This is a genomic window from Vibrio mytili, from assembly GCF_000830505.1.
In the GTDB taxonomy this organism is placed as follows: domain Bacteria; phylum Pseudomonadota; class Gammaproteobacteria; order Enterobacterales; family Vibrionaceae; genus Vibrio; species Vibrio mytili.
The window spans coordinates 1-22187 of the sequence record NZ_JXOK01000035.1 but is presented as its reverse complement, the minus strand read 5'-3'; the positions used below and the strand labels follow the sequence as shown (position 1 = coordinate 22187).

Here is a 22187-nt window from a genome sequence, read left to right as displayed (position 1 = left end):
AACAACAAAAGTTGTTTGTGTCTTGCCAATTATTTCAAATCGAGCATGAGCACCAAATAATGGTGCCTCGAGGCGGAATCGAACCACCGACACGAGGATTTTCAATCCTCTGCTCTACCGACTGAGCTATCGAGGCAAAAAGAATGGTGCCGACTACCGGAATCGAACTGGTGACCTACTGATTACAAGTCAGTTGCTCTACCTACTGAGCTAAGTCGGCACACTTTATTCTTTTTAGAAGAGTAGAACTCTTCTTTTTTAGAATCCCAACTGAATGAAATTCTAGAAAGTGGCTCCTCCTGCTGGGCTCGAACCAGCGACCTGCGGATTAACAGTCCGTCGCTCTACCAACTGAGCTAAGGAGGAACTATTCTGCTTGTGTCTTGTTAATGATTTAAAATCAAACAAGCGCACCAAATAATGGTGCCTCGAGGCGGAATCGAACCACCGACACGAGGATTTTCAATCCTCTGCTCTACCGACTGAGCTATCGAGGCAAAAGAATGGTGCCGACTACCGGAATCGAACTGGTGACCTACTGATTACAAGTCAGTTGCTCTACCTACTGAGCTAAGTCGGCACACTTTATTCTTTGTGCTTTTGTTCGTGTGATAACGTTTTGCTAAGACACCAACAAATTAAAATCGTGGTGCCCGGAGGCGGAATCGAACCACCGACACGAGGATTTTCAATCCTCTGCTCTACCGACTGAGCTATCCGGGCAACGGAGCGCTATTAAACGGATTTTCCCGCTTTGCGTCAACCACTTTTTATAAATAATTTCAAAAAAGTGGCTGTTCGAACGCTTTTTATCCAAATGGCTTTACAAAGTTTGCTCTGAGTTAAATTCCTTTTTGAAATTTGTAACTTTTTCTAAGTAACGACGAGCTTCTGCATTGGGATGTTTTTTAGTTAAGGCCCAGTAAACTTGATTTGGTTGGAGTGAATTTAAATCATTCATCGCACGTTTCCGGTCATTGCGATTAAACGTGTTTAGTACGCCCCCCGTGCCTCCGTTGTAGGCGGAAATCATACTGTACTCCAGAGATGTTGGGTGACTCACATCCTTTAAATAGCGATTTTTCAATATGTAGAAATATGCGGTTCCGGTATCAATATTGTTTTCTGGATTAAACAAGTACTCAGGGCTAGGTTGACCCGAGCGCTTTTTTACCAAAGAAAATACGTCGCGACCTGCGGTTTTAGGTACTACTTGCATCAGACCATATGCATTAGCCCAGCTCACTGCATACGGGTTAAAGCTGCTTTCAGTTTTGATAATGGCGTAGATCAAATCTTCTGGAATATCGTATTTTGTCGATGCACGGCGCACAATATCAGCGTATTGGTAACTGCGTTGAGAAAGATGGTCTTCCACCATTGGTATCTCTACGTAGTACGCTTTCTTAAAGTCGACGTCTTTTGTCTTGATTTTATTAGCGATCAGGTAGTCAGCAAATCGATTAGCCCGCCATGACCACTGAATCGGTTGCTTATCTTGATCAACGACCTGTTTATATAAAAACGGTTGTCCTTGTAGCTTAATGGCTTTGGAAGAAAAGAGATCAACGTTGGCTGGGTCGTCTGGAGTCAGCAAAGTGGTTGTGATGGCGTTTTTTAAGTGTTTTTGTGGCTCGGTAGGTGAAACGGTTTCTATGGTGATGACACCCTTTTGGAAATCGACTTCGGCGCGGCTGAGGTAGTTGTCGATATATTTAACGTAATTGCTTTTACCCGCGAGCTTGACCTCTCGTTTGCCCCACCGTTTTTGAATATTACCTGAAAAGCTGTTCATTAATGAGTCTAGGGCAGCCGTGTCTTTTTCAAATTGTCCTGGTAACTCAGCTAAGTGGTTAGCAAAACGGTTAGTGGGCTCGTAATTAACGTCATAGATATTTTCGACAAACTCACGGCTGCAACCCGCAATGAAAAGTGAGGCTGCAATAAAGACAATTTTTTTCATAAGCAGTGATAGTTAAGGGACGGTGGGCACTAATTGGACAAATGACATCACAAAGCGATTTGTGATGTCATGCTTTTGAATAAGTTTAGCTGTGGAGCTAATCTATTTATTCGCTTGGTGGTGTGTAACCTTCGATATGAACATCTTTACCTTCAAAGAGGAAGTTCACCATCTCAGTTTCGATCAGCTTACGGTGCTCAGGATCCATCATGTTGAGCTTCTTTTCATTGATCAACATGGTTTGTTTGTGTTGCCACTGAGCCCAAGCTTCTTTCGAAATGTTATCGAAAATGCGTTTGCCTAGTTCACCTGGGTACAGTTGAAAGTCTAGACCTTCAGCTTCTTTGTTTAGTCGAGCACAAAACACAGTGCGGCTCATAATGACTCCTTGTATTCAATTAACGAAGTTCATGAGGTAGTGCTTCCAATAACAGTTTTACTGGCGCAGCTAAGCCCACTTCTTCAGGTTTAGATAAGTTATACCAAAGACCTTTGTTGTCTTCCATTATCACGTTGGGTTGCTTTGACAGGTCAATCAAAATCGGTGTGATATCGAGATGGTAGTGACTGAATGTGTGGCGGAAAGTAATCAACGTTTGCTGATCTTTAATGTCATTAGCTCGGATTCCGCGTTGCTCTAGCAGTAAATCTATATCGCTTTCGGTATCCACATGTTCGGTTTGAGGAAAACAAAAGAGTCCTCCCCAAATGCCAGTTTGAGGCCTTTGTTCTAACCAAACTTCATGCTCTTTACCGTTACTGTGGTGAAGCATGACAAACCGAGTTTGCTTGATTGGTTTGTCTTTTTTCGGTTTCTTGCCAGGATAGCTGAGGACGTTACCTTGTTTTTTTGCTACGCATAAATCGGCAACGGGGCATAGAGTACACTTGGGTTTACTGCGTGTACAGACCATGGCTCCCATGTCCATCATGGCTTGGTTGTACTTGTCTACGTCCGTTTGTGGCGTATGTGTCTCGGCAATATCCCACAGTTGGTTTTCTACTTTTTTCTGTCCGGGCCAACCCTCTATGGCGAAGCAGCGAGCAAGGGTGCGTTTTACATTACCATCGAGAATCGCATGAGGTTGCTTATGAACTGATGAGAGCACGGCGGCGGCAGTAGAGCGGCCAATACCTGGTAATGCATTCATTTCTTCGAGATTAACTGGAAATTCACCATGATATTTTTGCGCCACTTCTTTAGCTGCTTTATGTAGGTTGCGAGCACGCGCATAGTAACCAAGCCCTGTCCATAGATGCAGCACTTCATCTTGTTCTGCATTGGCGAGATCGACCACGGTAGGAAATCGTTCCAAGAAGCGCTGATAATATGGAATGACGGTAGTGACCTGAGTTTGCTGAAGCATGATTTCAGATAACCAGACACTGTAAGCGGTTTTGTTCTGTTGCCATGGAAGATCTTTTCTTCCATAGGCGTCATACCATTCTAAGATGGCGCTGGCGAAAGGGGTCACGACTTGCTCTATATTCTATTATTGTTTAGGAGCAAAATTGCACCATGAATAGGTGATAAGTACAACTGGTAAACCGTGGGGATATTGCCAAATAGTCTCAAGATGTTGGATTTAGAGCGTCGACATGGGAGGGAGTTAAACAAAAACTTGCACCCGAGTTAATTCTTTGGATAATCCCCGCTTTGATTAATCAATGTGCAGGCAAAATCAATGAGTGAAGTAACCACCAACGAATACAACGAAGACGGCAAGCTGATCCGTAAAATCCGCAGCTTCGTTCGTCGTGAAGGCCGTTTAACCAAAGGCCAAGAGAGCGCGATGAATGAGTGCTGGCCAACAATGGGCATCGATTACAAAGCAGAACTTCTTAATTGGAAAGAAGTGTTTGGCAACGATAATCCAGTTGTACTAGAAATCGGTTTTGGTATGGGGGCTTCATTGGTTGAAATGGCAAAAAATGCACCCGAGAAAAACTTTATTGGTATCGAGGTTCATAGCCCTGGTGTTGGTGCTTGCCTTTCAGATGCTCGAGAAGCGGGTATCACCAACCTACGTGTAATGTGTCACGATGCGGTTGAAGTGTTTGAGCACATGATCCCAAATGACAGCCTAACCACGTTGCAACTGTTCTTCCCTGACCCTTGGCATAAAAAGCGTCACCACAAACGTCGCATCGTTCAGCTAGAGTTCGCGGAAATGGTACGTCAAAAACTGATCCCTAACGAAGGGGTTTTCCATATGGCTACAGACTGGGAAAACTACGCGGAACATATGGTTGAAGTTATGAATCAAGCGCCTGGCTACGAAAACATTGCTAAAGATGGTGACTTTGTTCCTCGTCCTGAAGATCGACCATTGACTAAATTTGAAGCTCGCGGTCACCGTCTTGGTCACGGTGTGTGGGACATCAAATTCAAGCGTACTGCTTAAGGAGTCTGGTGATGTACCACTATGCGATATTAGCGAATCCGGGTCACAACCGTATTTATTTTGATAGCGCTATGACCATCGCATGTTCAGAGCTAAAAGCAATGCTGGCTTCTGAAGGTGTTGAAGTGACTGAAATTGGCAGTAAAGATGTCGGCTTACCTGCAGCATTGGTGTTCTCGTGTGCAGACGCTCTCAACGAGGCACAAGCTCGTAAAATCGCGGCATCTTCGATTTATTACGCGCTGTTTGAAGTGCGTGAAGACGGTTTGCTATGTCCAATTCAGGCGCCTGCGTTCAACACTTTCCCTGAGAGCATGAGTCAGATCCTGCGTTATACCGGAAAAACAAACGAACAGTTTACGCGTTTGATGGTAAACCTTGGTGTGAGTGCCGCTAACACAGATAGCGCGCAACTGACGTTAATGGATCCGATGTGTGGTAAGGGTACAACACTATTTGAAGGTTTGATCCATGGCTTTAGCGTGGTGGGTGTTGAGATCAACCAGAAATGGGTTCAAGAGATCCAAACCTTCGTCGTTAAGTTTATGAAGAACGGTCGCTTTAAGCATAAAGTGAGCAAAGAAAAGCGCACTTCTGGTGGTAAAAAAGTGGCCGATGGTTTCGTGGTTGAAGCCGCAGCGAAAAAAGAAGATTACAACCAAGGTCACCTTCAGACGATGAAGCTGTATTCGGCTGATACCCGCATAGCAGACCAAGTGGTAAAGAAAAACTCAGTGGATGTGATGGTATCCGATTTACCATATGGTGTGCAGCACGGCAGCAAAAATGCCAAAGACAGTAAGCTCAACCGCAGTCCTCTAGAACTTTTGAAAGAAGCCCTGCCTGCATGGAAAGTGGTATTGAAAAAACAGGGCTCTGTGGTGTTGTCTTTCAATGAGTTTACGTTGAAATGGAAAGACATCGCGGCACTATTTGAAGAGCAAGGCTGGAAGGTACTTTCGGAAGAACCTTATATCGGTTATCTTCACCGTGTCGATCAATCCATCAACCGCAACATTATAGTGGCAGTGAAACAGTAATCGATTTTTCAATATAGACTCTTTGAAAAGCCAACGCTCCGTTGGCTTTTTTTACCTCTGGGCTAACGCGCTTATAACAAGAACGCGCTTATAAGAATAAGGTAGACAATGAAACCAACAGCGGAAATTTTGACAGAAATTCTTGCGGAAGTTCGTCCGTTGATCGGCCAAGGAAAAGTCGCCGATTATATTCCAGCTTTGGCAAAAGTGCCCAATAATAAGCTAGGTCTGGCGGTATACACTAACGAAGGTGAAGTGATTAAAGCGGGGATGCCGATGAACCTTTCTCTATCCAATCCATTTCTAAAGCGCTGAGTCTCACGCTGGCGATGTGTTTGTATAAGCAAGAGGAAATCTGGGCACGAGTTGGTAAAGAACCATCAGGTCAGGCATTCAACTCCCTCATTCAGTTGGAAATGGAGCAGGGCATCCCACGGAATCCGTTCATTAATGCTGGTGCGATTATAGTGGCAGATCTATTGCAAAGTCGTTTATCTGCACCGCGTCAGCGATTGCTTGAATTTGTTCGCCAGTTATCGGGAGATACCCATATTGTGTATGATAAAGTCGTCGCTGCATCGGAAATGATGCACGGTGATCGTAATGCCGCGATCGCTTACCTCATGCGCTCGTTTGGCAACTTCGAAAATGATGTCATTCCGGTCCTACAAAACTATTTTCACGCTTGCGCCTTAAAGATGAGTTGTGTCGACTTGGCGAAAACCTTTAGTTATTTAGCCAATAAAGGCACGTCTGTACACACAGGTAAACCGATCGTTTCTCCCGTTCAAACCAAACAACTGAATGCATTGCTTGCGACCTGCGGTCTTTATGATGGGGCAGGTGAGTTTGCATACCGTGTTGGTATGCCGGGGAAATCAGGCGTAGGCGGTGGCATTATAGCGGTCGTGCCAGGAGAGATGACCATTGCCGTCTGGTCTCCAGAACTCAACGCTGCTGGTAACTCACTAGCGGGGACAAAGGCTCTTGAGCTACTGTCGGAGCGAATTGGTCGGTCGATTTTCTAAACTTGCTCTTAACCTCAGAACAAACAAAAATGCCTCTCACCATCGAGAGGCATTTTTTATGGCGCATTTATTGGTGTTCTGACGACGTTATTCGTCTTCCTCTGCCATAAAGGCTTCGAGTAAGTCGTTCAAAAACAGCTTCCCTTTTTCGGTGATCTGCCAGTGTGTCTCGGTCTCATTCAGATATTCCATCTCTAACGCCCAGCTTATGGTGTCTTGAATACTACTCAGTGGTAACCCTGTGGTATCGATAAAGTCCTGCTTGGGGCAGGCTTCGATTAAACGAAATCGATTCATAAAGAACTCAAACGGACGGTCTTCGTCTTCGACAAATTGTTCCGTATGTAAGTAAGGTTTAACCATATTTTGATAAGCAGCCAAATAACCACGAGGGTGTTTTACTTTTGTAGTACGAATGATGCGGCCATCACTGAAGCTAAGCTTACCATGGGCACCGCAACCGATGCCTAAATAGTCGCCAAAGCGCCAGTAATTGAGATTGTGTTGGCATTGATAACCAGGTTTGCTATAACCAGAAATTTCGTACTGTACATACCCAGCAGCGGCAAGCTTTTTATGTCCTTGTTCGAAAATATCCCACAAATCATCGTCATCGGGCAACGTTGGCGGCTTGTAGTAGAACATGGTGTTGGGCTCAATTGTAAGCTGATACCAAGACAAGTGGGGTGGCGCTAATTCTATTGCTTTATCCAAGTCTGCGAGTGCTTGCTCAATACTTTGCTCTGGCAGCCCATGCATTAAGTCAAGGTTAAAACTATTTAAGCCAATCTGATGGGCAAGCTTGGCTGCGTTGACGGCTTCATCTTGACCGTGAATGCGCCCCAAGCGCTCAAGCTTTTGTTGCTCAAAACTCTGTACACCAATGGAAATACGTGTAACGCCTGCTTTGCGATAACCTGCAAACCGTTCTGCTTCAATGGTACCTGGATTCGCTTCCATGGTGATTTCAATACCTGGTTTGAATGGTATGCGCGCTTCGATGCCTGAGAGTAGACTTGCGATCCCTGGAGCGGAAATCAAGCTTGGTGTTCCGCCACCAATGAAGATCGAGTGTAGCGGACGTGGCGTAACGTTCAAATCGTATTTCTCAATGTCGCTATCCAGATCTTCAAGAAGGGCGCGAATGTATTCCTCTTCTGGGATCTCCGCTTTGAGCGCGTGTGAGTTGAAGTCGCAATAGGGGCACTTTTGTACACACCAAGGGATGTGGACATACAGACTGAGTGCAGGGGGAGTTAACATGGATATACTCGTTTATAGTGACTATGCAGTGAACTTACTGAGCTGCTTGAGCTGACAGTTGAGCAAACAGCGATTTAAGCGCTTTACCACGATGCGATAGTTGCTTTTTGCGCGCAGGCTCTAATTCGGCGGATGCACAGTCGTCTTCTGGTACGAAGAAGATCGGATCGTAACCAAAGCCGTTTTCACCTTGTGCTTTCGTTAGGATACGCCCCTCCCACACTCCGTGGCAAACGGTCGGTGTTGGATCGTCTTTGTGGCGCATTAATACTAAGACGCAGTGAAAGCGAGCGGTGCGTTCTGCTTCTGGTACGCCTTCCATTGCTTTAAGTAACTTGTCTAGATTCTCTTGGTCAGAAGCTCCCTCGCCTGCATAACGTGCCGAGTAGATGCCTGGTGCACCTTGAAGGAAGTCGACTTCTAGCCCCGAATCATCTGCAATGGCCGGTAAGCCTGTTTCCTGAGCGGCGTGGCGAGCTTTGATGATGGCGTTTTCAATAAACGTTGTGCCCGTTTCTGCAACTTCAGAGACGTTGAACTCACTTTGCGCTAATACTTCAAAACCGAAGTCAGACAGTAAGTCTGCCATTTCGCGCACTTTACCTTGGTTGCCGGTTGCTAGCACAATTTTTTTCATGGGGATCTCTTTTGATAGTGATAGAGGAGCGTTACGGGTTCTCCTCCTGATATTTTTTAAGTTACCGGAGCTTTTGGTTTACTTAGATCTAAATGCGTTTGGAACATCACAACCCAATTACTCTTCAACATAAAACTTCTGAGTGAATTTAAGTTTGCCCGCGCCTTTGTTTCCTGATTTTACATCAATATCGAAGGCGAAGGTTTCTTCATGTGTAATGGGGAGTTCTGCCAAGTAGTAAATCGCATCGCCTTCTTTGACTTCACGAAAGGTTAACTTTTGTGTTTGGCCAATCAGGTTTTTTGCGTGTCCACCAACCTTGGCTTCTAGGGCTGGTTTGCCTAGCGAGGCTCTGTCTAGAACACTAATATTGATGACCGCGTTGTAGCCATTTCGTTTAATATCATAACTTCGAGCAACCTTAGGCGTTAAAAAGGTCGAATTAAAAGCCACATAATGAACTTCGATATCTTTCATATTTTTGAACTGATCAGCAAAGCTTGGTAGTGACAACAGGCTGATCATTAATGCGGTAATCCATTTGCTCATTGTGAATTCCTCATAGAGACGCGTCTATATTCAAGATTCAAGCAGCTTCAAGATGCAACTCTGAATCCTGCATCTTGAGGTCACTTGAGTATATGTAATTTTAATTTATAAATAAAAAGCCATCATAAGATGGCTTTTACTTCTGCTGGTATCTGAGTTGGGGATTCTATCCTAATTTGTTTGTGCCGTCCCAATTCGCCTTTTTCTATGTGAACCCCACCTTTAGCCACTTTAAATTGCTTAGCCAAAAACTTAGTCAAGTGCGTATTGGCTTTGCCATCTACTGGCGGTGCGGTTATCGCTATTTTAAGCTCATCACCATGCAAGCCGACCAGTTTGTCACGGCTTGCTTTGGGTTGGATATAGAGTTTGAGTACGATGTCCTCTCCCTCATGCCAAACTGCTGCTGACATTAAAGCTGGAACCAGATTGGACCCACAATATCGCCCATTAAGAAGTTAGCAAATTGGAGACCAATAAACAGAACTAAAACGCTAAGGTCGAGACCGCCAATGGCTGGAATAATGCGACGAATAGGAGCGCACAAAGGCTCTGTTAGCTGGTGGAATACATACTCAATAGGGCTACGACCTTGACTGACCCAGCTTAGAATTGCTCGAAGCAAAAGTACCCAGAATAGCAAACCGCCCGCTGCTTTGATTAAAGACAGTAAACCAAGGAACAGAAATTCGACACTAAAAGAAACCGAACCGTTTGACGCAATAAGAATTAAAGCAACAAACTTAAGGATACACAGGACGTACGCGAATAACACGGTGGCGAGATCGATGTTACCAACCGAAGGAATAACACGACGCAGTGGGCCAATCACAGGCTGTGTCGCTTTCACGATAAATTGTGAGAATGGGTTGTAGAAGTCTGCGCGGGCAGCCTGCAACCATATTCGTAAAATGACGACCATAATATACAGGTCAAACAGGGTTGAGATGAGAAAACTCACTGAATTCATAAGGGACCCTTAATAAGTGATGGATAAGCGCTAGACGCGCTCCAGATAATTAAAATAATTTTTCCATTTCTTCGGCGCGAGCCACCGCTGCTGCATGGCTTTCGCTACGATATCAGAAAGTTGGTGTTCGTTGAATGTGTGCAGCGCTTCTGCGGTTGTGCCACCTTTTGAGGTCACGTTTTCTCGCAAAGTGGACAGCTCGGTCTCTGGGTTATGCACAACCATACTTGCGGCGCCTAAAGCAGCTTGCTGAACTAAAAGGCGGGCCGTTTTTTTATCAAATCCTTGCGCAATAGCTTCTGCTTGCATCGCTTCCATAAACAAAAAGAAGTACGCTGGTGCACTTCCTGCTGCTGCAATCACGTTGTTTATACCAGACTCTTGCTTTACCCAACATACTTCACCAACCGCTTGCATTAGCTCGGCCGCAAAGTTTTTGTCCTGTTCTGTAACATGTTGAGGTGCATAAAGGCCACTCATACCTAAACCCAGTTGGGAAGGGGTATTCGGCATCACACGAACCAGATTCAGTTTGGTCGCTAGCATTTCATCTAAACGTGAACAATTAATGCCAGCAGCAATAGAAATGACCAATTTATTGCTAAAGTCGATAGATTGAAGCGGTTTACATACCTCTGCCATCATTTGCGGCTTTACCGACAATACCACGACATCGGCTTGTGATGCGGCAAGTTGATTATCACTTGAGGTTTGAATACCAAACTCTTGTTCTAATGGCTGGCGACGAGTCTCTGAAGGGGCAGTCGCAACGATATTCTGAGCAGGGTATCCATTGTTCACTAAGCCAGAAACGATGGCTTTTACCATGTTTCCAGCACCGATGAAGGCGATTTTCTTATGTTCCATTTACCTGATTTCCATCATGATTTTTACTGATTATTGTGCATAATAGCGCTTTAAAGCATATCGCCTACATTAAGTAAAAGGCTGAACCGAGTGATGTAGGTTACTGGGCTCTTTATTTAGCTGCTAAAAACGACATCTTACTGAGCGATGTGTTACTGAGTGCTATAATCCCGCGCCCCGAAAATAGCGGTGCCGATGCGAACCATTGTACTGCCAGCTTCGATAGCGGCATCCATATCACCACTCATGCCCATAGATAATGTGTCGATGTGTGGATAACGCTGTGCAAGTGTTTGCTTGAGTTTCTCCAACTTACGGAATTCCTCCAACTGTGATTGATAGTCTGATACGTTGGCTGGAATTGACATTAACCCTCTTAACGTGAGGTTGGGTAAGCGAGAAATCAACTCGGCTAACTCGAATATTTCGTTGTCGTTTACACCGGATTTAGACGATTCATTACTGGTATTGACTTGAATGAGAACTTGAAGCGGTTTGAGTTCGCTTGGACGTTGATCATTTAGTCGTTGAGCAATTTTAGCGCGATCAATGGTGTGAACCCAATCGAAATGTTCAGCAACAGGTCGCGATTTATTAGATTGAATAGGGCCGATGAAGTGCCATTCTATTCGATTATCTGGATAATACTGTGCAAAGTGCTGAACTTTACTGACGCCCTCTTGAACGTAGTTCTCACCAAAAGCCAGTTGACCAGCCTGGTGAGCTTCGAGAATAGCCTCGACAGGTTTAGTTTTACTGACTGCTAGAAGTTGCACGGACTCAGGAGAACGGCCGCATTTTTGCTCGTCGCTCCGGATCTTAGAGGTGATATGTTCAATGTTTTGTTGAATACTACTCATAGCTGTACTTTAGACTTAAGGATTTTAAATGGATATCACTGAGTTACTCGATTTTAGTGTAAAACATAATGCCTCGGATCTACATCTTTCTGCTGGTGTTCCGCCAATGGTTCGTATCGATGGCGATGTAAGAAAGCTTGGCATTCCAGCATTTACACACCAAGAAGTGCATCGCTTGGTTTTTGAAATCATGAACGATGCACAACGCAGTGAATTCGAAGAAAAACTCGAAGTCGATTTCTCATTTGAACTGCAAAATGTTGGCCGCTTTCGTGTCAACGCATTTAATCAATCTCGTGGTTGCGCTGCGGTATTTCGTACTATCCCAACCGCCATCCCTACTTTGGATGGGCTTGAAGCTCCGGACATCTTTACTAAGATAGCCAATGCCGAAAAAGGTTTGGTATTAATTACGGGACCGACGGGCTCTGGTAAATCGACGACTTTAGCTGCCATTGTCGACTACATCAATCGTAATCACAATAAGCATATCTTAACAATTGAAGATCCAATTGAATTTGTACATAGCAACAATAAATGTTTGATCAACCAGCGAGAGGTACACCGCGATACGCATAGCTTCCAAAGTGCGTTGCGCAGTGCACTTCGTGAAGACCCAGACGTCATTTTGGTGGGGGAGATGCGTGACAAAGAAACCATCAGTTTGGCTCTGACAGCAGCAGAAACGGGCCACTTAGTGTTTGGTACTTTGCATACCAGTTCAGCGGCGAAGACGATTGACCGTATCATCGATGTTTTTCCTGGGAGTGACAAAGATATGGTTCGTTCCATGCTGTCGGAATCTTTGCGCTCGGTGATTGCGCAAAAACTGTTAAAGCGTAATGGTGGTGGGCGTGTTGCCTGTCACGAGATCATGATGGCTACGCCTGCAATTCGTAACTTGATTCGTGAAGATAAAGTGGCCCAAATGTACTCGATTATTCAGACCGGTGCGGCACACGGCATGCAGACAATGGAACAGAATGCTCGTCAGTTGATGGCTCAAGGTATTGTGTCTCATGAAGAAGCAGACAGTAAGGTCGGGCTCGAAGTACAGCAATTCTCGTAATACTCATAAAGATAATGGTAGGCACGGAAGATGGATCTAAATAAATTTCTTGAAGGTATGCTGACGCTAAAAGCATCGGATCTCTACATCACAGTAGGGGCTCCGATTTTGTTTCGTGTGGATGGGGAGTTGCGTCCACAAGGTGACAAGCTCACTGAGCATGATGTGGAGAAGCTACTTGATTGCGCCATGGATCCAGATCGCCGTCAGGAATTTTGTAAGCAAAGAGAATCGAACTTCGCGATAGTCAGAGACTTTGGTCGCTTCCGTGTTAGTGCTTTTTTTCAACGCGAGTTGCCTGGTGCTGTTATACGCCGGATTGAGACGAATATTCCTACCTTTGAGCAGTTAAAGTTGCCACTTGTCTTGCAGGATTTGGCTATCGCTAAGCGGGGCCTTGTGCTTGTTGTCGGTGCGACGGGGTCAGGTAAATCGACGACGATGGCAGCAATGACAGGCTATCGAAATACACATAAAACCGGACACATATTAACCGTCGAAGATCCCATCGAGTTTGTCCATGAACACAAGCGCTGTATCGTGACGCAACGGGAAGTTGGGTTGGATACGGAGAGTTATGAAATTGCACTGAAGAACTCGCTGCGTCAGGCTCCGGATATGATCTTGATTGGCGAGATCAGAAGCCGAGAGACGATGGAATATGCCATGACCTTTGCCGAAACTGGGCATTTATGTATGGCAACCTTGCATGCGAACAACGCTAACCAGGCATTAGAGCGTATTCTTCATTTGGTCCCTAAAGATCAAAAAGAGCAATTTCTCTTTGATCTATCCATGAACTTAAAAGGTGTCATTGGTCAGCAATTGATTCGAGATAAGAATGGAAAAGGGCGCCATGGAGTGTTTGAAGTACTATTAAACAGCCCACGAGTATCCGATTTGATTCGCCGTGGTGACTTACATGAACTTAAAACGACGATGTCCCGTTCGAATGAATTTGGCATGTTGACCTTCGATCAATCCCTCTACAAGCTAGTTATGCAAGGTAAAATCAGTGAAGAGGATGCACTGCATAGTGCGGATTCTGCCAATGATTTACGTTTGATGCTCAAAACTCAACGCGGTGAACCTTCGACTTCAGGTTCTTTGGCGAACGTGAAGATAGATATGGATTAGAGGTTGAAACGTTAAAACTGAAAAGGTTGGCAGAAGCCAACCTTTTTATTCTATCGGGTAGTCAAATCAACTAGTCACCATATTGTGCTTCAAACCAGCTTTCTAGTATCACTACCGCAGACTGACAATCAACATTGCCCTTTGATAAGGCTTTATAGCCTCCCATGCTGAATAATTCTGAACGCGCTTCTGTGGTGGAGAGCCGCTCATCATGTAGTTCCACTGGGAAGCCAAAACGACCATGCAAGCGGTTAGCAAACTTTTTTGCACGAGGAGTAATGGTTTCCAAATCTTTGCCATGGAGGTCCGTCGGAAGGCCCACAACCAATAGATCGGGTTGCCATTCTTTAAGTTGCTTTTCGATATCATCCCAATTTGGAATACCGTCATTTGCTTTAAATGCCTTTAGTGGCGAAGCGGTACCAGTAATTTCTTGCCCGATCGCACTGCCGATGCTCTTGGTGCCGAAGTCGAAAGCCATGATTGTACGTGACATAAGAGTGTCTCTAATAAGAATTCTATTTGATGCTTAGACCCTAAGCGTGTCCTGCGTCAGCAGATAGGTGGCTAGGGTCAATGCCGAGTTTCTCGACGGCTTTTTTCCAGCGTTCGCGAATAGGAGTATTGAATATGATCTCAGGGGTTGCTTCGATAGTCAGCCAAGAGTTTTCAACTAACTCGTTTTCTAATTGACCTGCACTCCAACCAGAGTAGCCAAGTGCAACCAAGTAATCGCTGGGTTCCGCTTCTGTTCCTAATACGGTTAAAATATCGCGTGACGTCGTGACGGCAAGATCGTCCGTCATATTAATACTCGATTCGTAGTAGTCTTTTGGTTTATGTAAGATAAAGCCGCGGTCTTCTGAAATTGGTCCACCATTGTAGACTGGTCTATCAAGACTTGCCTCAAGGAGGCGTGGGTGAACCGGCTGAACTTCAACCTGATTGAGCATCTTTCCCACCGTGATATCGACAGGAGCGTTGATGATCAATCCCATAGCGCCGTCTTCATTATGCTCACAAATATAAACAACACTATGCTGGAAATAGGGATCTTTCATCCCTGGCATAGCGACTAAAAAGTGGTTTGTGAGGTTCATACTCATAGGCATCCTTAAGACTAGTAGAAAACGTAAGCAAACTCAGTTAATGACGTACGTTATATCTGCATGAGTTTGCTTCGTTTAATGATAGGTCTAACTATAGTAACTCTACTACAGTTTTAGGCATTTTACTCGCCGCTCAATGGCATCCATCAGCTTTCCTGTAATCGAAATATCAAATGCCGCTTCGATTTCTCGAATACACGTTGGGCTGGTGACGTTAATCTCAGTGAGTTTGTCGCCAATGATATCCAATCCGACAAACACCAAGCCTTTTTCTTTGAGCGTTGGCGCAACGGTTTCTGCGATCTTTAAGTCTGTTTCGCTTAGCGGACGAGCCTCACCTGTGCCGCCAGCGGCAAGATTACCTCGTGTTTCTCCTTTAGCAGGAATGCGAGCCAAGCAGTAAGGCATTGGTTCACCATCGACGATTAAGATGCGTTTGTCACCATTGCTGATATCTGGAACAAAGGTCTGCGCCATCGCGTAGTTTTGCCCATGGTTGGTCAATGTTTCGATGATCACGGAGACGTTTGGATCGTTCTCTTTTACACGGAAGATTGATGCACCGCCCATACCGTCGAGCGGTTTTAAGATCACGTCGCCATGTTGTTCACGAAATGCTTTAATTTTTTCCGCTTTACGTGTAACGATGGTGGTTGGTGTTAATTCTGGGAACCATGCCGTAAACAGTTTTTCGTTACAGTCGCGCAGGCTTTGCGGTTTATTAACGATCAGTGTGCCTTGTTCTTCTGCACGCTCAAGAATGTACGTGGCGTAAATGTATTCTGTGTCGAATGGAGGATCTTTACGCATCAAAACGGCATCAAGCTCTGAAAGTTCTATGCTTTGCTCTGATTTAAACTCGTACCAGCCACTAGGATCTTCTTTTAACTCAACCACCTTGGTATCCGCTATCGCAACGCCTTGTTCAAGATGCAGATCGTTCATCTCCATATAATGAATTTCATAGCCGCGTCGTTGCGCTTCAAGCATCATGGCAAAGCTAGAGTCTTTTTTGATGTTGATGGACGAGATTGGGTCCATCACAATACCGAGTTTGATCATTCTTTTTCTCCGTTTAACCAAGATCGCCGAAACGAACTTGTAAAGCTGTAATTGCTGTTAGAGCCGCTGTTTCAGTACGCAGTACACGTGGGCCGAGTAGCGTCTCTTCAAATTGATATTCACGTGTCATGTCGATCTCTTCAGACGACAATCCACCTTCTGGGCCGATCAGCAAACGAACTTTTTCAACAGGCGTTGGTAGGGTGTTGATCGAGTATTTCGCCCGAGGGTGAAGGTTGAGCTTTAATCCATCGTACTCTTCTTGACACCACTGTTCCAAACTCATAATGGGACGAATTTCTGGGATGACATTACGTCCACATTGTTCACAAGCACTGATTGCGACTTTTTGCCATTGAGCAAGTTTCTTTTCAAAACGTTTTTGGTCTAGTTTGACGCCACAACGTTCAGAAATGAGCGGAGTGATGGTATTAACCCCTAACTCAACAGATTTCTGGATGGTAAATTCCATTTTATCACCGCGAGAAATAACCTGACCGAGATGTAAGTCCAAAGGTGACTCTACACTGCTATCGACACGCTCAGCCACGCTAACCATCACGTTCTTTTTGCTGACTTCGCTAATCACGGCTGGAAATTCTGCACCACTGCCATCAAAGAGCAAAACTTGTTGCCCTTCTTTCATTCGCAGTACACGCCCAATATGACCGGCAGCATCTTCGCTGAGTGCAAGGGTTCCAAGTTGTGAGATGGTTTCTGGATGATAAATTCGAGGGATACGCATGGGATTTCCAGCAAGAGAATAAACTTAATCCCTAACATGGATGCATTCTAATGAAAAAACAAGGGGCAAGAGGCGTTTCAATGTATGAAACGCCTCGTCAAAAAGCGGATAGTGACAGAGAGCGTTACTGCGCGCGACACGCTTGTTGAACAAATGGATTATGATTGCCCTGGATTTTGGCAATACGCTTATCACGTTCACATTCCCATTTGTCAGCGGGGTAGGTCTTGTTCCAGGCTGTCATCAGCTGAGTTTGTTGTTTAGACAGTTTGAAACCGTACTCTTTACTCATATACAAGTAGGTTCTTGCAATCGAACCGCGCGCTCGATCCGGTGGCATCACTTTGCGCTGTTTGAAGTTGACCTGCATTTCACAACGACCATAGCTGACGCCGTCCATGCCATTCCATTGACTGAAATTATAGTTAGAACGATCACCATTTACCTCGCCTACTGCAGGCGTGAGGTTGTGCAGATCGGCTTCCATTGAACGGAAAGTTTTATCATTGCGTGAGCAGTTTTTACGCCCGCCCGTTTGCCAACATTGTCGCTGGTGGCCAAATTGCCAGGCAGGGACGATATGCTCCCATTCGATACGTGACGCTCGTTTTTCTTGTTTTCTTACTTGGTAGCCACAGGATGCGAGATCAGGGTGGCCTTTTTTTCCTTGCCATTGAATGCTGCAGCCACAATAAAAGCTGGTTGGGTGATCTTGGTAGATTTTAACTGCTTGTCGTTTGGCAGCAGAAAATGAACTAGGCGGAGCAGCAAACGATGCTCCAGAGAGTGCAATAAGCAATAAAGAGATAAGGTATTTCATGGTTAAAGTCTTTAAAAAGTATGACTTTATGCATGATAGCACTCAAATATTAGCTTAAGTAATGAGTAAGTTAATAATTACATTGTGTGAGTACAATTAGGCTCTATCGTTTGGTTATCTAACTATTGAGATTATACTGGTGCTGGCTTGCTCCGGTGAGATTACGAGAGTTGATTCCCAGTGAATGAGAGTGGTTGTCGGCATTTTTGACAGGAGTAAACGGCCTCTTTGCGAACGACTTTATTGTGGCGACGAATGGAAAGCGGATAGGTTGAACAATGACATCGATACTCAAAGGTTTTACCTTGAACCGATGTGACTGCAAAACTATGGGTGGTTTTGGCTGGGAGTTTAAAGACAGACTCCATCACGCCTTGCCACTCTTTACCATGAGGACGAACCCGGCCATACACTTGGAAAGTAATTAGGTGAGCCACTTCGTGCGGGATGACTTCTTGCAAAAAAGCTTGTGGGTTTTCTTTGAACAGGACGGGATTTAGGCGAATCTCGTTAAGCTGAAGGTAGGCTTTTCCAGCCGCTTTGCCACGCACATTAAAGGTTATGTTAGGGATGGGAAATGGGCGTTTAAAAGCCTCTTCAGATAACGCGATGCAATGTGCCAGTACTTGCTTGGCTTTATAGCTCAGCTCTATATCCACGGTCCCCCCGATAAATAAAATCAGATCAAATAAAAAGCCCTCGTATGAACGAGGGCTTGGATCATAGCATTAGTCCTTTAAGGAGTATGCTTTTTCTTAATGATTGCTTGGTAAGCGTGCCATGTCCCGTAACCAAGTATCGGCATCGTAAATAACATGCCGATACCGTAAGTAGCAAAGCCAATTAGGATGCCTCCGCAGATGATAGCAGCCCAAACGATCATCGCCGGAATATTGGATTTTACCGCGTTAAAGCTAGTAAAAATGGCGCTCATCATATCGACTCTACGTTCCATCATTAGAGGAATGGAGAACGCTGAAATACTGAACACGACGCTTGCGAGGATAAAGCCAATTAGAGAACCAATCACTAAGAACGGCAAGAAATCAGTGAGAGGTGCACCTTGCACAGAAGGATAAAGCACGTGTAGAAGGGCTGCGATCCGCATCCAAAAAATCATGAACACTGCAAGCAGTACGGCAAAAGCCCATTGAGAGCTTGAGTTACGACCGATCGCTTTCATCGAGTGGAAAAGCCGTGGTTTGTGTCCACGTTCTCTTTCCCAGCTGGCATCGTATAAGCCCAGCGCTAAAAATGGTCCAATTAACATGTAGACGATCAAACTTGGCATCACGACAAGGTGTGTTCCCTGCCATTGTACAAGCAGAACGATACCGATGGCTGCTGCCATGAAGCATATGCCGTAAAATGCACTAATGAGGGGCATCTTAACAAAGTCATGCAGTCCTAACGCTAGCCAATGGAATGGGGCACTCAAGTTCACCGTATTACACGGAATGGTTCGAGCGTATTCGTTATCCGGGACTTCCTTTCGTTTACCGTGGAAGTCGGATGGATTGACGGTTCGAGGCATAACTCCTCCTTGGTTTATTCCTACGTATTTCGTAAACATCGACTAACCTAGATAGGTTTAATCTCATTAAAGATGGATGTCTGACTAACGTTTTCCCCACAATATTGTTATCGTCGCTTTTACACTTGATCGTCGCGACACTAGCTCGCATCCAGTTTGTTTGGTTAATATTGTTTTAACACTATTTTAACTATTGGCTGAGTTGAGGCAATTTACAACTATTTGTTGGAAATTTGTTCGTTTGAGTTTGAAATGATAAAGAGATAGGAAGATGGATAGTGACAAAAGAAAAGCCCTCGCATTAGGCGAGGGCTTGGAGCGTTATCAACGAGCTTGATTACTTGATGCCAGCGAAATCGCGAAGAAGTGCTGCTTTATCAGTCGCTTCCCATGGGAACTCTTCGCGCCCGAAGTGACCATATGCTGCTGTCTTTTTATAGATAGGTTGAAGAAGGTTCAACATTTCTTGCAAGCCGTATGGACGTAGATCGAAGAACTGGCGTACGGCCTCGATGATGATGTCGTGAGATACTTTCTCTGTACCGAACGTTTCCACCATGATTGATGTTGGATCAGCAACACCGATCGCGTAAGAAAGTTGGATTTCACAACGATCAGCAAGACCTGCTGCAACGATGTTTTTCGCTACGTAACGTGCTGCGTATGCCGCAGAGCGGTCTACTTTTGATGGATCTTTACCAGAGAACGCACCACCACCGTGACGAGCTGCGCCGCCGTAGGTATCAACGATGATCTTACGACCAGTTAGACCACAGTCACCCATTGGACCACCGATTACGAAACGGCCTGTTGGGTTGATGAAGAAGTTAGTCTCTTTGTTGATCCACTCTGAAGGCAGTACTGGCTTGATGATCTCTTCCATTACCGCTTCACGCAGGTCTGAAATCGAGATTGAATCACAGTGTTGAGTTGAGAGAACAACCGCATCAATACCAACGATGTTACCTTGGTCGTATTGGAATGTGACCTGAGATTTTGCATCAGGACGTAACCAAGGTAGGGTGCCGTTTTTACGAACTTCCGCTTGTTTTTGCACAAGGCGATGAGAGTAAGTAATTGGCGCTGGCATTAGGACTTCAGTTTCGTTACAAGCGTAACCAAACATGATGCCTTGGTCGCCTGCACCTTGTTCTTTAGGGTCAGCTTTATCAACACCTTGGTTGATATCTGGCGACTGTTTACCGATTGTGTTTAGTACCGCACAAGAGTCTGCATCAAACCCCATATCTGAATGTACGTAGCCGATTTCACGAACGGTTTCACGAGTTAACTCTTCGATGTCTACCCATGCTGAAGTCGTGATTTCACCACCTACCATAACCATACCGGTTTTAACGTAAGTCTCACATGCAACACGAGCCTTTGGATCTTGCTCTAGAATCGCGTCAAGAACCGCATCAGAAATCTGGTCTGCAATTTTATCTGGATGACCTTCTGATACTGACTCAGAAGTAAACAGGTGCTTAGCCATGTTAGCTCCACTCTATCTGGTTTAAAGCTGAAACATCATCAATGCTTCAACGAAAATAATACTTATAAGCCCAAACTTCATGAGAATGATTGGGCATATGCAGGTGTATCTACATCTAGACGGCTATTCTAAATTTGATTGGTCTAATTACAAGCTCTTTTTTGATTTTTGTTATAACCAAACGTTTGCTGCCATTCTTATTAAATTAAGCAACTTCCGTTAATTTGGTGCTCAAGCGACGATATTTGTGAAGTTTCTGCGAGGAAAACGTTTGCAGAGCCTACTGTGCTTTGAGAGAATTATGTTCTATTTTATCGTTTCGCTTAATGTACTCAGGAGCAGACATGTCGTCTCGTAAACATCTCGCCAATGCAATCCGTGCTCTAAGCATGGATGGTGTTCAACAAGCTAACTCAGGCCATCCAGGCGCACCAATGGGTATGGCTGATATCGCTGAAGTTCTTTGGCGTTCTCACCTAAACCATAATCCCGCTAATCCAGAATGGGCGGATCGCGACCGTTTTGTATTGTCTAACGGCCATGGTTCAATGCTGATTTACTCTTTGCTTCACCTTTCTGGTTATGAGCTGTCTATCGACGATCTGAAAAGCTTCCGTCAACTGCACTCAAAAACGCCAGGCCACCCAGAATATGGCTATGCGCCAGGTATTGAAACCACTACAGGTCCATTAGGTCAGGGCATCACAAACGCGGTTGGTATGGCATTAGCTGAAAAAGCGCTTGCCGCTCAGTTTAACAAAGAAGACCACGACATCGTTGATCACTTTACTTATGTGTTCCTCGGTGACGGCTGTTTGATGGAAGGCATTTCGCATGAAGCATGTTCTCTGGCGGGTACTTTAGGTCTAGGTAAACTGATCGCATTCTGGGACGATAATGGCATCTCTATCGATGGTCATGTTGATGGTTGGTTCTCTGATGATACACCTAAGCGTTTTGAAGCGTATGGCTGGCATGTTATCCCTGCAGTAGACGGTCACGACTCTGATGCGATTAACTCTGCAATTGAAGCCGCAAAAGCAGACCCACGTCCAACGCTGATCTGTACTAAAACCATTATCGGTTTTGGTTCTCCTAACAAGTCTGGTTCACACGATTGTCATGGTGCGCCACTTGGCCACGATGAAATCAAAGAAGCACGTGAGTACCTTGGTTGGGATTACGCGCCGTTTGAAGTTCCTTCTGACGTATATGCGCAGTGGGATGCAAAAGAAGCAGGCGCAGCGAAAGAAGCCGCGTGGAACGAGAAATTTGACGCTTACGCTGCGGCTTATCCTGCGGAAGCTGCTGAACTTAAGCGTCGTTTAAATGGTGAGCTACCTGCACAGTGGGAAGAAAAAGCAAGCCAAATCATTGCTGACCTTCAAGCAAACCCTGCGAATATTGCCTCACGTAAAGCATCACAAAACGCACTAGAAGCGTTTGGTCAAATGCTACCGGAGTTCATGGGTGGTTCTGCTGACTTAGCACCGTCTAACCTAACCATGTGGTCGGGCTCGAAATCGTTAGAAGCCGAAGATTTTTCTGGTAACTACATCCACTACGGTGTACGTGAATTCGGTATGACTGCGATCATGAACGGTATCGCATTGCACGGTGGTTTCGTTCCTTACGGC

General features: G+C 45.1%; 22 protein-coding genes, 6 tRNA genes and 2 pseudogenes. 6 read left to right on the top strand and 24 right to left on the bottom strand.

Annotated elements, in window-relative coordinates:
• Window positions 1–60 precede the first annotated feature (60 nt).
• The 9 genes from SU60_RS09580 to mutY form a co-directional block, all read right to left on the bottom strand.
• A tRNA-Phe gene (locus SU60_RS09580) sits at window positions 61–136 on the bottom strand.
• 8 nt (window positions 137–144) lie between these two features.
• A tRNA-Thr gene (locus tag SU60_RS09575) sits at window positions 145–220 on the bottom strand.
• Window positions 221–290: 70 nt separating this feature from the next.
• Window positions 291–366 (bottom strand) — tRNA-Asn (locus SU60_RS09570).
• Window positions 367–421: 55 nt separating this feature from the next.
• A tRNA-Phe gene (locus SU60_RS09565) sits at window positions 422–497 on the bottom strand.
• Window positions 498–504: 7 nt separating this feature from the next.
• A tRNA-Thr gene (locus SU60_RS09560) sits at window positions 505–580 on the bottom strand.
• A gap of 67 nt (window positions 581–647) precedes the next feature.
• Window positions 648–723 (bottom strand) — tRNA-Phe (locus tag SU60_RS09555).
• A gap of 100 nt (window positions 724–823) precedes the next feature.
• Window positions 824–1963 (bottom strand): membrane-bound lytic murein transglycosylase MltC, encoded by a 1140-nt coding sequence (mltC, locus tag SU60_RS09550; protein WP_041155324.1) that lies wholly within the window; start codon window positions 1961–1963, stop codon window positions 824–826.
• Window positions 1964–2069: 106 nt separating this feature from the next.
• Window positions 2070–2342 (bottom strand): oxidative damage protection protein, encoded by a 273-nt coding sequence (locus SU60_RS09545; RefSeq protein ID WP_041155323.1) that lies wholly within the window; start codon window positions 2340–2342, stop codon window positions 2070–2072.
• A gap of 19 nt (window positions 2343–2361) precedes the next feature.
• Entirely contained in the window at window positions 2362–3438 is a 1077-nt protein-coding gene (mutY, locus tag SU60_RS09540) for an A/G-specific adenine glycosylase (protein WP_041155322.1), read from the bottom strand.
• Between the two features lie 210 nt (window positions 3439–3648).
• On the opposite strand from mutY, the gene trmB reads away from it, so the two are divergent.
• The 3 genes and pseudogenes from trmB to glsB all read left to right on the top strand — a co-directional run bounded on the left by trmB (window position 3649) and on the right by glsB (window position 6436).
• Complete coding sequence (gene trmB / locus SU60_RS09535; protein ID WP_041155321.1) at window positions 3649–4368, top strand: tRNA (guanosine(46)-N7)-methyltransferase TrmB; 720 nt, start codon at window positions 3649–3651, stop codon at window positions 4366–4368.
• An 11-nt stretch (window positions 4369–4379) separates the two neighbouring features.
• A complete protein-coding gene (locus SU60_RS09530; RefSeq protein ID WP_041155320.1) occupies window positions 4380–5408 on the top strand; it encodes a TRM11 family SAM-dependent methyltransferase in 1029 nt (342 codons plus the stop codon).
• A gap of 108 nt (window positions 5409–5516) precedes the next feature.
• Window positions 5517–6436 (top strand): annotated as a pseudogene (gene glsB, locus SU60_RS09525) (glutaminase B).
• Window positions 6437–6523: 87 nt separating this feature from the next.
• Here glsB and hemW read toward each other — a convergent pair.
• The 7 genes and pseudogenes from hemW to SU60_RS09490 all read right to left on the bottom strand — a co-directional run bounded on the left by hemW (window position 6524) and on the right by SU60_RS09490 (window position 11582).
• Complete coding sequence (gene hemW / locus SU60_RS09520; protein WP_041155319.1) at window positions 6524–7699, bottom strand: radical SAM family heme chaperone HemW; 1176 nt, start codon at window positions 7697–7699, stop codon at window positions 6524–6526.
• 34 nt (window positions 7700–7733) lie between these two features.
• Window positions 7734–8336 (bottom strand): XTP/dITP diphosphatase, encoded by a 603-nt coding sequence (locus tag SU60_RS09515; protein ID WP_041155318.1) that lies wholly within the window; start codon window positions 8334–8336, stop codon window positions 7734–7736.
• 117 nt (window positions 8337–8453) lie between these two features.
• Complete coding sequence (locus tag SU60_RS09510) at window positions 8454–8885, bottom strand: DUF4426 domain-containing protein (protein WP_041155317.1); 432 nt, start codon at window positions 8883–8885, stop codon at window positions 8454–8456.
• Window positions 8886–9007: 122 nt separating this feature from the next.
• Entirely contained in the window at window positions 9008–9298 is a 291-nt protein-coding gene (gene yggU, locus SU60_RS09505) for a DUF167 family protein YggU (protein ID WP_041155316.1), read from the bottom strand.
• Window positions 9298–9855, bottom strand: coding sequence for a YggT family protein (locus SU60_RS09500; RefSeq protein WP_041155315.1), 558 nt, complete (start codon window positions 9853–9855; stop codon window positions 9298–9300). The genes yggU and SU60_RS09500 overlap by 1 nt, the downstream gene beginning before the upstream one ends.
• 49 nt (window positions 9856–9904) lie before the next feature.
• Window positions 9905–10722: pseudogene (proC, locus tag SU60_RS09495) on the bottom strand (pyrroline-5-carboxylate reductase).
• Between the two features lie 152 nt (window positions 10723–10874).
• Window positions 10875–11582 carry a YggS family pyridoxal phosphate-dependent enzyme gene (locus SU60_RS09490; protein WP_041155314.1) on the bottom strand — a complete coding sequence of 236 codons (708 nt, stop codon included), beginning with the start codon at window positions 11580–11582 and terminating at the stop codon, window positions 10875–10877.
• Window positions 11583–11610: 28 nt separating this feature from the next.
• Between SU60_RS09490 and SU60_RS09485 the strand changes: the two genes are divergently transcribed.
• On the top strand, window positions 11611–12651 hold the full coding sequence (locus SU60_RS09485; RefSeq protein ID WP_041155313.1) for a type IV pilus twitching motility protein PilT: 1041 nt from the start codon (window positions 11611–11613) through the stop codon (window positions 12649–12651).
• A 30-nt stretch (window positions 12652–12681) separates the two neighbouring features.
• Window positions 12682–13788 (top strand): PilT/PilU family type 4a pilus ATPase, encoded by a 1107-nt coding sequence (locus SU60_RS09480; protein ID WP_041155312.1) that lies wholly within the window; start codon window positions 12682–12684, stop codon window positions 13786–13788.
• A gap of 70 nt (window positions 13789–13858) precedes the next feature.
• Here the strand turns inward: SU60_RS09480 and ruvX are convergent, their stop codons facing one another.
• The 8 genes from ruvX to metK all read right to left on the bottom strand — a co-directional run bounded on the left by ruvX (window position 13859) and on the right by metK (window position 20550).
• Window positions 13859–14284 (bottom strand): Holliday junction resolvase RuvX, encoded by a 426-nt coding sequence (gene ruvX / locus SU60_RS09475; RefSeq protein WP_041155311.1) that lies wholly within the window; start codon window positions 14282–14284, stop codon window positions 13859–13861.
• 40 nt (window positions 14285–14324) lie between these two features.
• Window positions 14325–14888 (bottom strand): YqgE/AlgH family protein, encoded by a 564-nt coding sequence (locus SU60_RS09470; protein ID WP_041155310.1) that lies wholly within the window; start codon window positions 14886–14888, stop codon window positions 14325–14327.
• Window positions 14889–15002: 114 nt separating this feature from the next.
• On the bottom strand, window positions 15003–15959 hold the full coding sequence (gshB, locus tag SU60_RS09465; protein ID WP_041155309.1) for a glutathione synthase: 957 nt from the start codon (window positions 15957–15959) through the stop codon (window positions 15003–15005).
• Between the two features lie 13 nt (window positions 15960–15972).
• Window positions 15973–16704, bottom strand: a complete 732-nt coding sequence (rsmE, locus tag SU60_RS09460) for a 16S rRNA (uracil(1498)-N(3))-methyltransferase (RefSeq protein ID WP_041155308.1) — start codon at window positions 16702–16704, stop codon at window positions 15973–15975.
• Between the two features lie 124 nt (window positions 16705–16828).
• A complete protein-coding gene (gene endA / locus SU60_RS09455) occupies window positions 16829–17524 on the bottom strand; it encodes a deoxyribonuclease I (protein WP_041155307.1) in 696 nt (231 codons plus the stop codon).
• A gap of 161 nt (window positions 17525–17685) precedes the next feature.
• Window positions 17686–18183 carry a SprT family zinc-dependent metalloprotease gene (locus SU60_RS09450; protein ID WP_041155306.1) on the bottom strand — a complete coding sequence of 166 codons (498 nt, stop codon included), beginning with the start codon at window positions 18181–18183 and terminating at the stop codon, window positions 17686–17688.
• 77 nt (window positions 18184–18260) lie between these two features.
• Complete coding sequence (locus tag SU60_RS09445) at window positions 18261–19058, bottom strand: DUF2189 domain-containing protein (protein WP_041155305.1); 798 nt, start codon at window positions 19056–19058, stop codon at window positions 18261–18263.
• 337 nt (window positions 19059–19395) lie between these two features.
• Window positions 19396–20550 (bottom strand): methionine adenosyltransferase, encoded by a 1155-nt coding sequence (gene metK, locus SU60_RS09440; RefSeq protein WP_041155304.1) that lies wholly within the window; start codon window positions 20548–20550, stop codon window positions 19396–19398.
• 344 nt (window positions 20551–20894) lie between these two features.
• On the opposite strand from metK, the gene SU60_RS09435 reads away from it, so the two are divergent.
• Window positions 20895–22187 (top strand): transketolase family protein (locus tag SU60_RS09435; protein WP_041155303.1); only part of this gene is annotated, 1293 nt, incomplete at its 3' end.

Excerpts from the sequence above, each read along its gene's own strand:
- metK (WP_041155304.1), bottom strand. The coding sequence starts at position 20,550 with ATGGCTAAGCACCTGTTTACTTCTGAGTCAGTATCAGAAGGTCATCCA.
- hemW (WP_041155319.1), bottom strand. The coding sequence starts at position 7,699 with ATGTTAACTCCCCCTGCACTCAGTCTGTATGTCCACATCCCTTGGTGT.
- SU60_RS09485 (WP_041155313.1), top strand. The coding sequence starts at position 11,611 with ATGGATATCACTGAGTTACTCGATTTTAGTGTAAAACATAATGCCTCG.
- SU60_RS09445 (WP_041155305.1), bottom strand. The coding sequence starts at position 19,058 with ATGCCTCGAACCGTCAATCCATCCGACTTCCACGGTAAACGAAAGGAA.
- yggU (WP_041155316.1), bottom strand. The coding sequence starts at position 9,298 with ATGTCAGCAGCAGTTTGGCATGAGGGAGAGGACATCGTACTCAAACTC.
- SU60_RS09510 (WP_041155317.1), bottom strand. The coding sequence starts at position 8,885 with ATGAGCAAATGGATTACCGCATTAATGATCAGCCTGTTGTCACTACCA.
- SU60_RS09545 (WP_041155323.1), bottom strand. The coding sequence starts at position 2,342 with ATGAGCCGCACTGTGTTTTGTGCTCGACTAAACAAAGAAGCTGAAGGT.
- endA (WP_041155307.1), bottom strand. The coding sequence starts at position 17,524 with ATGAAATACCTTATCTCTTTATTGCTTATTGCACTCTCTGGAGCATCG.
- rsmE (WP_041155308.1), bottom strand. The coding sequence starts at position 16,704 with ATGCGTATCCCTCGAATTTATCATCCAGAAACCATCTCACAACTTGGA.
- SU60_RS09470 (WP_041155310.1), bottom strand. The coding sequence starts at position 14,888 with ATGAACCTCACAAACCACTTTTTAGTCGCTATGCCAGGGATGAAAGAT.
- SU60_RS09480 (WP_041155312.1), top strand. The coding sequence starts at position 12,682 with ATGGATCTAAATAAATTTCTTGAAGGTATGCTGACGCTAAAAGCATCG.
- mltC (WP_041155324.1), bottom strand. The coding sequence starts at position 1,963 with ATGAAAAAAATTGTCTTTATTGCAGCCTCACTTTTCATTGCGGGTTGC.
- trmB (WP_041155321.1), top strand. The coding sequence starts at position 3,649 with ATGAGTGAAGTAACCACCAACGAATACAACGAAGACGGCAAGCTGATC.
- SU60_RS09530 (WP_041155320.1), top strand. The coding sequence starts at position 4,380 with ATGTACCACTATGCGATATTAGCGAATCCGGGTCACAACCGTATTTAT.
- gshB (WP_041155309.1), bottom strand. The coding sequence starts at position 15,959 with ATGATCAAACTCGGTATTGTGATGGACCCAATCTCGTCCATCAACATC.
- SU60_RS09490 (WP_041155314.1), bottom strand. The coding sequence starts at position 11,582 with ATGAGTAGTATTCAACAAAACATTGAACATATCACCTCTAAGATCCGG.
- SU60_RS09515 (WP_041155318.1), bottom strand. The coding sequence starts at position 8,336 with ATGAAAAAAATTGTGCTAGCAACCGGCAACCAAGGTAAAGTGCGCGAA.
- ruvX (WP_041155311.1), bottom strand. The coding sequence starts at position 14,284 with ATGTCACGTACAATCATGGCTTTCGACTTCGGCACCAAGAGCATCGGC.
- SU60_RS09500 (WP_041155315.1), bottom strand. The coding sequence starts at position 9,855 with ATGAATTCAGTGAGTTTTCTCATCTCAACCCTGTTTGACCTGTATATT.